The organism is Faecalibacterium sp. BCRC 81149 (genome assembly GCF_022750605.1).
GTDB classification, from domain to species: domain Bacteria; phylum Bacillota; class Clostridia; order Oscillospirales; family Ruminococcaceae; genus Faecalibacterium; species Faecalibacterium duncaniae.
Genome location: NZ_QXJA01000004.1, coordinates 97430 through 109388, shown reverse-complemented (window position 1 = coordinate 109388; position 11959 = coordinate 97430). Strand labels below are relative to the sequence as shown.

Below are 11959 nucleotides of genomic sequence, written 5' to 3'. Positions count from 1 at the left end.
AGCCCCCGGCCTGTGAGGATACAGGCCGGGGGCTTTTTGCGTGCAGAAAACAGGGTCACATCGCGATCCAGCCCAGTGCGTTGGCGACCGAGCTGGCCAGGATGATAGCCGCGAAGATGGGGCAGAGATACCGGAGCATAAAGTTGAACACCGGTTTGCGGCGGAAGGGCTGACCTTCCCGTGTGACCTCTTCCTCGATCTTTTCCACACCGACGATCCGGGAGACCAGCAGGCAGGTGGCAATGGCCGCAATGGGCATCATCACCGAGTTGGTCAGGAAGTCGAAGAAATCGAGGAACTGCATCCCGAACACGGTCACGCTGGCAAGGGGGCCGTAGCCCAGCGCGGAAAGGCTGCCCAGTGTGATCATAATGCAGCCGATGAGGATGGTGGAGCGGGTGCGGTCCCAGCCCAACTCGTCCTCAAAGGTAGAAACAGCACTCTCGGTCAGGGCAATGGAGCTGGTGAGGGCCGCGAACAGCACCAGCACAAAGAAGAGCACGCCTACGGCAGTGCCCATGCCCATGCTGGCAAAGACCTTGGGGATGGTAATGAACATCAGGGCCGGGCCCGCCTGCAGGGTGTCAGGGTCGCCGCCCGAAAAAGCGAACACGGCGGGAATGATCATCAGGCCCGCCATGATGGCAATGGCGGTGTCGAAGATCTCCACGTTTTCCGTGGACTGCTCAATGGACACGTTCTTTTTCATGTAGGAGCCAAAGGTCACCAGGATGCCCATGGCAATGGAGAGGGAGTAGAACATCTGCCCCATGGCGGAAACCACGGTCATCCACGAGAAGTTGGCCGGGTTGGGCACCAGAAAATACTTTACGCCTGCCAGTGCGCCGGGCCGTGTGACCGAGTAGACGGCAATGACCACCGAGAGCACCACCAGCACCGGCATCATCACCTTGGAAACGCGCTCCACGCCGTTGCGCACGCCCGCAAAGATGATGCCCAGCGTGATAAAGGCGAACAGCAGGAACGAGATCTCGGCCAGCAAACCGTTGGAGATGAAGCCGGAGAAATACCCGTCCGATGCCAGCGCGCTGCCATGGCCGGTAAGATACTGGGCCAGATAGTGGATGACCCAGCCGCCGATGACCGAATAATAGGGGACGATCAGGATGGGGATGACGGCGTTGATCCAGCCGCCGAACGCCAGCCCCTTCCCTTTGCCAAAATGGCTGTAAGCGCCCACCGGGCTTTTGCGGGTCATCCGGCCCAGCGCCGTTTCGGCAATGATCATGGTGTAGCCAAAGGTGACAGCCAGCAGGATGTAGATGAGCAGAAAAATGCCGCCGCCGTATTTTGCGGCCAGATACGGGAAGCGCCAGATATTGCCCAACCCGACCGACGCACCGGCGGCGGACAGCACGAATCCGAGTTTGCCGGAAAACGCGCTGCGCTTGTGGTGAGTTTCCATGTTTTTTTCCTCTTTTCCAATTGATAAACTCAAGTGTAACATAGAAGAAACGGGATTTCAACGAATCGCAGGCGTTTCACCGGTGGAGAGATTTCAGGCGGAAGGTGAAGAAAAGTGCATCATCTTCTGGTAAAGGGCTCCAGACCGTGCTCCTCGGGGGTGTAGTATTCCATCAGGGAGATGTAGTTTTCCGGGTGGTGGCAGAACGCCGCGCGCAGAACACTGTCCAGCTCGCCCCGGGCGGTGAGCAGGCGGATGATGTACTGGGCCACCATCTGCACCACATCGGTCTCGATGCCGTAGCACAGGCCGACCGCCAGCACCGGGATCAGGATCTGCCGGGCCAGCAGGGGCACGTTCTGGCCGTACCGCTCAAGGATGGGCCGGCTCATGGTGGAGGCAGCCCAGACGCTGCCCACGATCTGCCAATAATCGATCTCTTTCATGTGGGAAAGGGTCTGCAGCCGCTCCACGATCTCACCGTCGCTGAGGATGTAGCCCTCGACCACCTCTTTTTCGGAGCGGATAAAGGCACACTGGATCATGTCCATGATGGCGGTTTCGTACTTCTGGTGGAAATTTTCCCGGGAAACGCAGAACTTGGCCACGATGTCGATGAGGGCACTGGTGTCCTCGGCGGTGGCAAGGCTGCTGACCACCAGCGGCGTGGGGCCGAATTCCGCCCCCAGCGCGTCCAGGTCGGCCAGTTCTTCGGCATTCCGGGTGGCGGGCAGAAAGCGGTCACAGCCGTTGCGGTGGTAGCCCCAGGCAGCGGGCAGCACCCGGGCCACTGCATCGCCGCTGGAAATGATGCTGAAGATGTTGCTCTCGGGCCAGCTTTCCAGCAGGGTGCCGTCCGGGGCGTGGTTGGCATCGAAATCCTGCTGCAGGTCAGGCCGGTCGGCGGCAGTCAGGGCTGCAGGCACCGCAAAGCCGTAGGCATAGATGTTCTCCCGCCCCAGCTGGGGGAGCTCCCGGGCGATCTTTGCCGCCAGCAGATTTGCAATGATGGAGCCGCGGCTGTAGCCGCCCAGCCAGAGCTTGAAGGCACCGCTCTGCCCGGCCCGGGCCAGATAGGCCTTGAGGGACGCAAACACCGCCGCCACGGGCGTGACAAAGCCGGTGTGCGCGCTGGTATCGCCCATGTGGAAGTTGCTGGCCCACTCGCCGCCGTAGCCGCCGCCCCGCAGGATAAGCGCCACAAGGGTGGTGCGCTGGCCGTTCAGGGTCAGGGTCTTGCGGGCCAGCGAATAGCCCACAAAGTCCCCGGCCCGGCCGGTGTCGAGATCGTAATTGTAGAACAGCGCGTCCCCGAAGCCCAGGGCCTCGTAGGCGGCAGCAATGTGGGCTTCCCGCCCCACGGAGCCGTTGACCCAGTATTCCGCATCGCTGGCTATGGTGTTGGCCGCAGCGCAGACCAGACCCAGCGTTGCCAGTGCCAGCTGGTGGTCATATTGGGTGGCCGGGTGGGTGAAAAAGCTGTCGGAGTAATAGAACGTGTGGGTCAGGTCGCAGCCGCTCAGGTCACTGCGGATGCCAATGGCGTAGCGGCCATCCGGTACTGCGCGTCCCACGGAGCTCTGCCCGGCGGCCCGGACCATCAGCCCGGGCAGCAGAGTGCTGCCGGCCGCAAACCCCAGCACCTTGCAAAAACTTCTTCGATCCATAATTTTTCCCCTCAAAACCAGAATGGATTTTTTCTTAGTATACCGTATCCCGGGCGGGGATACAATCCAAAGTTTTCCGGGCGGCAAAAAACGGGCCGGTGTTGCGCACACCGGCCCGTTATGTTACACTGTTGTTCAGTCCAGATCCTTGCAGCACTCCACGATGTGGTGGAACATCTGCTCCACGGCGGGAGCCATGGCGGTGGGACGCTGGACGGCCAGACCCACCACGCGGTCCTCTTCGGGCTCGATGGGGTAGATCTTGACCGCTGCCGTGCAGTTGCGCAGCAGCATCCGGGGCATGATGGAAATACCCAGGCCTGCCTCGACCATGGCAATGTTCGACTGGTCATCGATGACATGGCAGCGGCGCTCCGTTGAGATGGAATACTTCTTGAGGAACTGACGCATCTCCGCGTCGGTGGCATCCCACTGCACCACAAAGTTCTGCCCGTTCATCAGGGCGGGGGTCATCACGCCGTTGGGCGGCTCGGGCCAGTCCATGGGGGTGATGCAGAGCAGCGGCTCGTGGAATAGCTCGGTCAGAACAAACTCCTCCCGGCAGTTGTTGGAGAGGAAGGCGATGTCCACCTGACCGGTGCGCAGCCACTCCTTGACATCGTCGTAGGTGCCCTGATAGACCTCGACTTCGATCTGTGGGTAGTGGTCCATAAAGCCCTTGAGGATGCTGGGCAGCAGCCCGGAGCAGATCGAGTTGAAGGCACCCAGCTTGACCTTGCCCTTTTCCAGGCCGTTCAGGCGGGCAATGCTCTGCTGCAGGGCCTCGTCGCTGTTCAGCACCGCACGGATGGAGGGGTACAGCGAAGCGCCGTAGCTGGTCATGGTAACGCCGTTTTTGCCGCGATTGAATAAGGTAAAGCCAAGCTCGGCCTCCATCACGGCGATGGCGTGGCTGATGGCCGAGGGAGTCAGATGCAGCTGCTGAGCCGCCTTGTTAAAGCTGCCCTGCCGTGCAACTGCGTCGAAAATCTCATAAGAAAACAGCGTCATTCCCAATGCCTCCTTCCGGTCTGATCTGGTTCGGAGACGCTCGATCCTCTGTGAATCTTTTTCATCTTTGGTTTGAGATAGTTCAATTATCTTCTTGATTTTACTATCCCGCGTCCGTCCTGTCAAGCATTTTGGGCTGATTTGTGCACGCTCTGTGCAGATTTTGCCGCAGCAGACGCAGGAAATGCCACCTTTCCGCCGTTATAGTTCTTATAACGATTTTTTACAAACTGACCGAGGTGTTTTTTATGACCGCACTTTCCCCGCGCTGCAGCTTCAGCGGCACCGCCCTTAAAACCATTGCCTGCATCACCATGCTCATCGACCACATCGGCGCGTCCTGCATCGAGGCAGGTATCCTTACGCCCGGGCTGGACAGCGGCACCCTCTCGCGGGACACCCTTTTCGCCTATCCGCTGTACCGGCTGGACATGGTGCTGCGCTTCACCGGGCGGCTGGCCTTTCCCATCTTCTGCTTCCTGCTGGTGGAGGGCTTTGTGCACACCCACAACGTCAAAGGCTACCTTGGGCGGCTGGTGCTGTTCGGCCTTCTGAGCGAAGTACCTTTTGACCTTGCGTTCTTCCGCACCCCCTTTGACTTCAGTGCGCAGAACGTTTACTGGACGCTGGCGCTGGGCGTGCTGGCCATGGCAGGTCTGAAGCATTTTGAAAAGCCGGACGGCTCTGCCAGCTGGAAAGGACTCTTGTGTGCGGCAGGCTGCACGCTTGCGGCGCTTCTGGCCTGTACGGACTACAACGGCATCGGCGTGATCATCATCTACGCGCTGTATCTGACCCGTGGCGATCGCAAGCGGCAGTGCATCGTGGGAGCCGTGCTGTTTGCCTGGGAGCTCACCGCCCCGCTGGCCTTTGTGCTGGTCTGGTTCTACAACGGCCAGCGGGGCGCGTGCAGTCCGCTGCAAAAGAAGGCCTTTTACTGGTTCTATCCCGTGCACCTGAGCGTGCTGGCTGCGGTGACGAATCTTTTGCTGTAAAAAAGCAAAACGCGCTTTTCGGAAGGCCCCGGAAAGCGCGTTTTGTGTAAAAATCTGTTCAAGCCATGTGCAGCTGCTCTTTCAGTGCCTGCTGAAGGACGCGGGAGAAATTGATCCCCTGTGCCATAGCGGCATCGTTCAGCCAGGCAGGGATGGAAAGCGTCTTTTTGACAGATTTCTCGAAGTGCTGTTTTGCATATTCTGCCACGTCAACAGAAACAACATTGACAAATGCTTCAGGAACAGGCTCGTCAGGAGCAAGTGCCCGAGACACAGCGATTGGGTCGATGGAACCCGGACGAGACGGTGTGGGAATCGTTTCGCCATCCCGCTTGCAGGTGTAGAGATAGCCTGCAAGGCAGTCTACTGCCATCTCCATGGCTTCCTCAAAGGTATCCCCCTGTGTTGCAAGGTTGTTCAAATCAGGAAAAATGACAGAATAACCTTCTGCCTCTTTATAAAAACAAGCCGGATACATGGATAACATCCTTCATCCCTCCTGTATGATGATATGGCATTATTTGAGCCCTGCCTGCTTTCGGATGGAAAGCTCTGTGCGGCGGTCAAGTTCTTTTCCCTTGTGAAAAGGAATTGTGACCTTGCCGGGTTTTGTGGGATGGACATACTGACGGTGGGAACCGACCTGTTCCTTGAAGACCCAGCCATCGGCAAGGATCAGCTTTTCCATTTCACGCGGTTTTGGCGGCACAAGCTTCACATCCTCTCAAGAGAAGTATACCATATTATACGTATTGTGTAAATACGTATTGAAAGATAAGATGAGAACAAAATGGAAAAAGCCCGGTGATTTCAAAGAATCATCGAGCTTTTTCTTGGCGGAGTAGGAGGGATTTGAACCCTCGCGCCGTTGTTTAGACGACCTACGCCCTTAGCAGGGGCGCCTCTTCGGCCTCTTGAGTACTACTCCAGAGCAAAGTGTATTGCACTTATTCAATAAAAATGGCGGAGAGAGTGGGATTCGAACCCACGGTACGTTGCCGTACGGCAGTTTTCAAGACTGCTTCCTTAAACCACTCGGACATCTCTCCTCGTGGGCACCCGCACACGCCGTACCGAATGCCTATTTAATTTACCAGATTTCAGCGGCGCTGTCAAGCCTAAAATCAAAATTTCCGCTCATTGTGCGCATTTTTGTGCGGAACGACAACTTTTCTTCGAGAAAAAGCGGGATTCCCTCTTTACTGAAACATCTTTTTGTTGTATAATAAATACAGATAAAACCTTACCGGACCCGGTACAAGCAGAGGAGTGTTGAACAATGTCGTTTCCGGAGCTGTTACGGCAATGCCGAAAGCAAAAGCACATGAGCCAGGCGGAGCTTGCTTCCCTGTTGGGCGTGACTCAGCAGGCCGTGGGAAAATGGGAGAGCGGAAAGAGCTCCCCGGACCCCACCACCGTGGCAAAGCTGGCGGAGATCCTGGACACGACCGCGGACTATCTGTTGGGTCTGTTCGACCCCACCGCGGAGGGCCAGACCGAAGAGCGCTTCTTCGGCAGCTATGTGTACAGCCTGATCCCTGTCATCGGCACGGTCAAGGCAGGCTACGGCGCGCTGGCCTATGAGGAAGACTACGGCAAGGAGTATGCCCGGGTCAAGGACCCTTCCAGCTACTTCTATCTCGTTGTGCGCGGCGACAGCATGGAGCCCCGCATCCACGATGGTGACCTTGCCCTGGTGCACCGTCAGGACACGCTGGAAAACGGCGACCTGGGCGTGCTGATCTACGGCGACGAGGGCGAGGGTACCCTCAAGCGCTACCTCCAGCGCGGCAACTGCGTGGTGCTGCAGCCCTTCAACCCGGCCTATAAGGAAATGGTCATCAAGGGCGAGGAGCTCAACCATCTGCACATTGCAGGCCGTGTGGTGGAGACCAAGGCGAAGTGGTAAAAACGCCACACCAGCGCCTGAAAAAGAAAAGCCATCCAGTATGGCTTTCTTTTTATACCCATTTTTCGGAGGTGTCCCATGGAACAGAGCCTGATGGATAAGCTGACGATCCTGGCGGACAGCGCAAAATATGATGTGGCCTGTACCTCCAGCGGCGCTTCCCGGGCAGCAGGAGCGGGCGGGGTCGGCAGCTGTTACGCCCCGGGCTGCTGCCACGCCTTTACTGCCGATGGCCGCTGTGTCAGCCTGCTGAAGGTGCTGATGACCAACTGCTGCTCCTTCGATTGCAGCTACTGCGTCAACCGCAAGTCCAACGATGTGCCCCGGGCCACCTTCACCCCCCGGGAGCTGGCCGAGCTGACCATTGAATTCTACCGCCGCAACTACATCGAGGGTCTGTTCCTTTCCAGTGCCGTGCTGGTGAGCCCGGATTATACCACCGAGCGGATGCTGGCGGTTCTGCGCCTGCTGCGGGGGGAGTACCGTTTCGGCGGCTACATCCACGCCAAGGCCATTCCCGGCACCAGCCCGGAGCTGCTGGAACAGCTGGGCTTTCTGGCCGACCGCCTGAGCGTGAACATCGAGCTGCCCAGTGAGCGCAGCCTGAACCTGCTGGCTCCGGACAAAGGGCGGCACTCCATTTTCCGCCCCATGAAGCAGATCGCGGTGGAGGGGGCCGCCAACCGGGAGGAGGTGGCGCTCTACCGCAAGGCCCCCAGATTTGCCCCGGCGGGCCAGAGCACCCAGATGATCGTGGGGGCTTCCCCGGAAACGGATTATCATATCCTGCAATTAACGGAAGGATTATACAATAAGTATCACCTGAAACGGGTGTTTTACTCCGCCTACATCCCTGTGACCGAGGACACCCGCCTGCCCGCGCTGGATACCAAGCCGCCGCTGCTGCGGGAGCATCGGCTCTATCAGGCAGACTGGCTGCTCCGCTTTTACGAGTTCAAGGCAGAGGAGCTTCTGGACAGGGACAACCCCAACTTCAACCCCTATCTGGACCCCAAATGCAACTGGGCGGTGCAGCATTACGGGCTGTTCCCGGTGGACGTGAACCGCGCCCCCTTTGAGATGTTGCTGCGGGTGCCGGGGATCGGCCCCAAGAGCGCCCGGCGCATCTGGCACGCCCGCAAACAGGCCGCGCTGGGGCTGGACGAGCTCAAGCGGATGGGCGTGGTGCTCAAGCGGGCGCAGTATTTCATCACCTGCCGGGGCTTTGCGGGGGCGCACCCGGGCCGCGGCAGCGCCGGGCGGGAGCGCATCACCCGGGCGCTCATCGACCCCAACGTATTCAGCGGCGGGGTGGAGCAGCTGAGCATGTTCAGCCCGCCCGCCGTGGATCGGCTGGTGGAGCAGGGCGTGCCGCCCCGCACAGCCCAGAAAATGGTGCGGGAGGAGGCAGTGCAATGTCTGGCCAGAGCCCTGTAAGCCCCGCCCGGAAGCTCCACGATGCCGACGTGGTCTACCTCTATGATGGCAGCTTCGAGGGCTTTCTCTGCTGTGTGTTTGAGAGCTTTGCCCAGCATGAGCTGCCCTTCGCGGTCTGGACCCCGGAGCGGGAGACGGCTACCCTCTACCCTGTGAAGGAGATCCCCACTGACCACGCAAAGGCCCGGCGGGTCTTTGCCAGCTTCCGCGCCAGGCTGGGCGAAGAGACGGAATCCCTCGTCACCCGGGATTTTCTCTCGGGCTGGGAGGATAAGGAGCTGCGGCTCATCCGATTTCTGCATCTGGCCTTTGCGCTGGGGCCAGGCACCGTCAAGCGGCGGGGCCACCCGGAGGTGGCTCCGCTCTACCAGATGAAGCAGAGCCTGGACTGGGAAGTGGACAAGTTTCAGGGCTTTGTCCGCTTTCAGGAGCACGAGGGGATGCTGGGTGCAGTCATCCACCCCAAAAACTATATTCTGCCCCTCCTGCGCCCCCATTTCTGTGCCCGCTTCCCGGAGGAAAATTTTATGATCTACGATGCCGTCCATCAGGCGGTGCTGCTGTACCAGAACCACAGGGCTCAGCTCATGGAGCTGGCCGAACCCCTCGCCCTGCCCCCACCTGATGAAAAGGAGCAGCAGTTTCAGGAGCTGTGGAAGCAGTTTTACAAAACGCTGGAGATCAGGGCCCGCCACAACGAAAAAGGCCGTATGACCCACTGCCCCAAACGCTTCTGGGCCGATATGACCGAGATGAAAGAGGAATTGGAATGAAAACAGAAAAAAAGACCGGACGCTGGAAATATGCTGCCATCGTGCTGATTGCGGCCCTGCTGATAGGGCTGCTCTGGAACCATGTAAAAAACGGGCCGAAGGGCGAAATCTATCTCTATGGAGAAGAACACAGCAAGCAGAGCATTCTCGACAAGGAACTTTCCATCTGGGGCGAGTATTACGAAAAAGGAATGCGGGATCTGTTTGTGGAATACCCGTATACGGATGCACAATTTCTGAACCTGTGGATGCAGGCCGACGATGATGAATTGCTGGATCTGCAGTTCAAGGACTGGGAAGGCACAGCAGGCGGCACCGAGGTCGTGAAAAATTTTCTGAAACAGATCAAGGAGCAGTACCCGGAAACCGTGTTCCACGGCATCGACGTGGGCCATACCTGGGAAAGCACCGGGCCGCGGTATCTGGCCTATCTGGAAGCCAACGGGCAGAAGGATACCGAAGAGTACAAACGTGCGCAGGAAAACATGGAACAGGGCAAACGGTACTATGAGATCATGGCGACGGATGAAGCGTCTTCGGTCCGATACCGGGAGGACCGGATGGTGGAGAACTTCCGGCGCAGCTATCAGGAGCTGGAAGCGGTACGCCGCACCGATATCATGGGTATCTATGGAAGTACACATATTGTGGAGTCGGAGTATCGGAACTCGGACTTTCGCATGGCAAAACAGTTGAGCGAGAACTATGGGGAACATCTCCATACCAAAGATCTGACGCAGGAACCGGAACGGATCGACACGCTGGAAGTCAACGGAAAGACCTACACAGCCTCCTATTTCGGCGAGCAGGATATTTCGATGGTAAAGGGCTACAAGACCCGAAAGTTCTGGCGGTTGGAAGACGCATACGAGGACTTCAAGGAGCTGCCGACACCCCGTGAGATTCTGCCAGCCGACAACTACCCTGTAAAAATCCAGGCTGGGCAGGTGTTTGCTGTGGAGTACCTGATGTCGGATGGCTCGACCGAGTGGAAGTATTATATCTCGGACGGCACAGTACAGAATGGCCAACTCATCACAAAGCGGATGAAGATGGAATAAGCAGGCTCCCGGCCCCGGAACTTTGCCAAATTTACAAAAAGGTTGCATCTGCGTAGTTGAAACCCGCAAAACCTATGGTATACTATAAGGGATATCCGGGCAGGCATTTCTGCCCCACACACCCCCGCTGCGGGGTCAACACAAAAGGAGTATTGTAGCGTTATGGTTCGCATTACTATGGAAGACGGCGGCATCATCGACATTGAGCTGAATGAGGAAGTCGCCCCCATCACCTGTGAGAATTTCAAGAAGCTGGTCAGCGAGGGCTTCTATAACGGCCTGACCTTCCACCGTGTCATCCCCGGTTTTATGATCCAGGGCGGCTGCCCGCTGGGCAACGGCACCGGCGGCCCGGGCTGGAACATCAAGGGCGAGTTCGCTGCAAACGGTGTGAACAACCCCATCAAGCACACCCGCGGCGTGATCAGTATGGCCCGCAGCATGAACCCCAACAGCGCCGGCAGCCAGTTCTTCATCATGCACAAGGACGCTCCCCATCTGGACGGCCAGTATGCCGCTTTCGGCAAGGTGGTTGCCGGTATGGATGTTGTGGACAAGATCGCTTCCGTCCGCACCGACTGGAACGATAAGCCCACTACCCCCGTCAAGATGAAGACCGTTGAGCTCATCGAGGGCTGATCTTCTGCACTTCTGTCCCACATCGCCTGCCCGTGAAGTGCCCCGTCAAGCAGACAGAAAAAATAATATAAGATTTTTGTTCGCCGTTTCCACAAGGGAACGGCGAATTTTTTGTGCAAATCGGCGTTAGGCCGCTCGATTCATGGCACGGACGTGAGCTTGCAGCGTCCAACACGGGACATTTTTTTGATATTTTACCTCCGCTGTATCGTGATTGTTCTTGCTTGACATGAAAATACCCCCAGAGTACGCAGAGTTTTCTTTTTACTCTGTCTACTCTAGGGGCAGCATATCATGTTGAGGATACAGGCCGGGGGCTTTCCATCTATGCGTCAGAAAGAGATGAGAGGCTTACTTTTTCTCGCCCTTGGGCAGCAGACCGGCGCGCTCCAGAGCCGGGCGCAGGGCCAGATACAGGATGACCACGCAGATGGTGGAGGCTACGCTGTTGACAAAGGTGACACCACCGGCAATCTTGGACAGGGCCTGTGCCACGGTGTACTCCTGGCCAAAGATGTAAATGTTGCGGAAATAGCCCAGGAACGGGTCGGTGATGACGTTCAGCAGCAGGCCGGAGCCGCCTGCCACGATGACCTTGAGCAGGTAGCCCTTGCTGTGGCGGTCAAGATCGCGCAGCTTGAACACCTTGTGGGCCACGGCACCGCAGGTGATGCCGATGATGAACTTCAGCACAAAGGTGGTCACGGCATAGCCCGGGTCACCGGCCAGGATATCGGCCAGAGCCAGACCGATCGCACCGGCCAGGCCGCCGGAAACGCCGTCCAGCAGCAGGGCGGTCAGGGCGGTGAAGGTGTTGCCCAGATGGAACGAAGAGCCGCCGTAGAACGGCACACGGAAGAACAGGTATGCCACCAGGCTCAGCGCGGCCATAACGCCGGTCAGGGCCAGCTCCTTGGTGGTAAAGGTGCGTTTGTACAGCACACTGCCGAACAGGATGACAACGATCACCACAGCCAGCAGCAGCCACATTGCAGTTGTAGACATGATTTTTCCCTCCAAATTTTTCGGGGCGAACCCCCT

General features: G+C 58.1%; 12 protein-coding genes and 2 tRNA genes. 6 read left to right on the top strand and 8 right to left on the bottom strand.

Going from position 1 to position 11959, the window contains the following annotated elements; translation table 11 throughout:
- Window positions 1–55: 55 nt before the first annotated feature.
- The 3 genes from D3F01_RS06735 to D3F01_RS06725 all read right to left on the bottom strand — a co-directional run bounded on the left by D3F01_RS06735 (window position 56) and on the right by D3F01_RS06725 (window position 4104).
- The gene (locus D3F01_RS06735) at window positions 56–1426 is read right to left on the bottom strand and encodes a sodium-dependent transporter (RefSeq protein WP_117506044.1); all 1371 of its coding nucleotides are present in this window, start codon (window positions 1424–1426) and stop codon (window positions 56–58) included.
- Window positions 1427–1545: 119 nt separating this feature from the next.
- Entirely contained in the window at window positions 1546–3093 is a 1548-nt protein-coding gene (locus D3F01_RS06730; protein ID WP_242887224.1) for a lipase, read from the bottom strand.
- Between the two features lie 135 nt (window positions 3094–3228).
- Window positions 3229–4104: a LysR family transcriptional regulator gene (locus D3F01_RS06725; RefSeq protein WP_097771371.1), complete on the bottom strand. Its 876-nt coding sequence runs from the start codon at window positions 4102–4104 to the stop codon at window positions 3229–3231.
- Window positions 4105–4352: 248 nt separating this feature from the next.
- Here D3F01_RS06725 and D3F01_RS06720 point away from each other — a divergent pair, with 248 nt between their 5' ends.
- Window positions 4353–5099, top strand: coding sequence for a TraX family protein (locus D3F01_RS06720; protein ID WP_242887221.1), 747 nt, complete (start codon window positions 4353–4355; stop codon window positions 5097–5099).
- Between the two features lie 58 nt (window positions 5100–5157).
- Here D3F01_RS06720 and D3F01_RS06715 read toward each other — a convergent pair whose 3' ends face one another.
- The 4 genes from D3F01_RS06715 to D3F01_RS06700 all read right to left on the bottom strand — a co-directional run bounded on the left by D3F01_RS06715 (window position 5158) and on the right by D3F01_RS06700 (window position 6148).
- On the bottom strand, window positions 5158–5586 hold the full coding sequence (locus D3F01_RS06715; RefSeq protein ID WP_242887204.1) for a type II toxin-antitoxin system HicB family antitoxin: 429 nt from the start codon (window positions 5584–5586) through the stop codon (window positions 5158–5160).
- 30 nt (window positions 5587–5616) lie between these two features.
- On the bottom strand, window positions 5617–5787 hold the full coding sequence (locus D3F01_RS06710; RefSeq protein ID WP_154277149.1) for a type II toxin-antitoxin system HicA family toxin: 171 nt from the start codon (window positions 5785–5787) through the stop codon (window positions 5617–5619).
- A gap of 146 nt (window positions 5788–5933) precedes the next feature.
- A tRNA-Ser gene (locus D3F01_RS06705) sits at window positions 5934–6027 on the bottom strand.
- A 33-nt stretch (window positions 6028–6060) separates the two neighbouring features.
- Window positions 6061–6148, bottom strand: a tRNA-Ser gene (locus D3F01_RS06700).
- Between the two features lie 230 nt (window positions 6149–6378).
- On the opposite strand from D3F01_RS06700, the gene D3F01_RS06695 reads away from it, so the two are divergent.
- The 5 genes from D3F01_RS06695 (at window position 6379) to D3F01_RS06675 (ending at window position 10918) form a co-directional block, all read left to right on the top strand.
- The gene (locus D3F01_RS06695) at window positions 6379–7008 is read left to right on the top strand and encodes an XRE family transcriptional regulator (protein ID WP_005934683.1); all 630 of its coding nucleotides are present in this window, start codon (window positions 6379–6381) and stop codon (window positions 7006–7008) included.
- Between the two features lie 78 nt (window positions 7009–7086).
- Window positions 7087–8445, top strand: coding sequence for a putative DNA modification/repair radical SAM protein (locus D3F01_RS06690; protein WP_035394627.1), 1359 nt, complete (start codon window positions 7087–7089; stop codon window positions 8443–8445).
- On the top strand, window positions 8424–9218 hold the full coding sequence (locus tag D3F01_RS06685; protein WP_242887201.1) for a TIGR03915 family putative DNA repair protein: 795 nt from the start codon (window positions 8424–8426) through the stop codon (window positions 9216–9218). Before D3F01_RS06690 ends, D3F01_RS06685 begins: the two co-directional genes overlap by 22 nt.
- Window positions 9215–10279 (top strand): hypothetical protein, encoded by a 1065-nt coding sequence (locus D3F01_RS06680; RefSeq protein ID WP_242887198.1) that lies wholly within the window; start codon window positions 9215–9217, stop codon window positions 10277–10279. Before D3F01_RS06685 ends, D3F01_RS06680 begins: the two co-directional genes overlap by 4 nt.
- 162 nt (window positions 10280–10441) lie before the next feature.
- Window positions 10442–10918, top strand: a complete 477-nt coding sequence (locus D3F01_RS06675; RefSeq protein WP_097771366.1) for a peptidylprolyl isomerase — start codon at window positions 10442–10444, stop codon at window positions 10916–10918.
- 351 nt (window positions 10919–11269) lie between these two features.
- Here D3F01_RS06675 and D3F01_RS06670 read toward each other — a convergent pair whose 3' ends face one another.
- Window positions 11270–11923, bottom strand: coding sequence for an ECF transporter S component (locus D3F01_RS06670; RefSeq protein WP_117533782.1), 654 nt, complete (start codon window positions 11921–11923; stop codon window positions 11270–11272).
- Window positions 11924–11959 lie beyond the last annotated feature (36 nt).

Excerpts from the sequence above, each read along its gene's own strand:
- D3F01_RS06735 (WP_117506044.1), bottom strand. The coding sequence starts at position 1,426 with ATGGAAACTCACCACAAGCGCAGCGCGTTTTCCGGCAAACTCGGATTC.
- D3F01_RS06730 (WP_242887224.1), bottom strand. The coding sequence starts at position 3,093 with ATGGATCGAAGAAGTTTTTGCAAGGTGCTGGGGTTTGCGGCCGGCAGC.
- D3F01_RS06725 (WP_097771371.1), bottom strand. The coding sequence starts at position 4,104 with ATGACGCTGTTTTCTTATGAGATTTTCGACGCAGTTGCACGGCAGGGC.
- D3F01_RS06720 (WP_242887221.1), top strand. The coding sequence starts at position 4,353 with ATGACCGCACTTTCCCCGCGCTGCAGCTTCAGCGGCACCGCCCTTAAA.
- D3F01_RS06715 (WP_242887204.1), bottom strand. The coding sequence starts at position 5,586 with ATGTTATCCATGTATCCGGCTTGTTTTTATAAAGAGGCAGAAGGTTAT.
- D3F01_RS06710 (WP_154277149.1), bottom strand. The coding sequence starts at position 5,787 with ATGGAAAAGCTGATCCTTGCCGATGGCTGGGTCTTCAAGGAACAGGTC.
- D3F01_RS06695 (WP_005934683.1), top strand. The coding sequence starts at position 6,379 with ATGTCGTTTCCGGAGCTGTTACGGCAATGCCGAAAGCAAAAGCACATG.
- D3F01_RS06690 (WP_035394627.1), top strand. The coding sequence starts at position 7,087 with ATGGAACAGAGCCTGATGGATAAGCTGACGATCCTGGCGGACAGCGCA.
- D3F01_RS06685 (WP_242887201.1), top strand. The coding sequence starts at position 8,424 with ATGTCTGGCCAGAGCCCTGTAAGCCCCGCCCGGAAGCTCCACGATGCC.
- D3F01_RS06680 (WP_242887198.1), top strand. The coding sequence starts at position 9,215 with ATGAAAACAGAAAAAAAGACCGGACGCTGGAAATATGCTGCCATCGTG.
- D3F01_RS06675 (WP_097771366.1), top strand. The coding sequence starts at position 10,442 with ATGGTTCGCATTACTATGGAAGACGGCGGCATCATCGACATTGAGCTG.
- D3F01_RS06670 (WP_117533782.1), bottom strand. The coding sequence starts at position 11,923 with ATGTCTACAACTGCAATGTGGCTGCTGCTGGCTGTGGTGATCGTTGTC.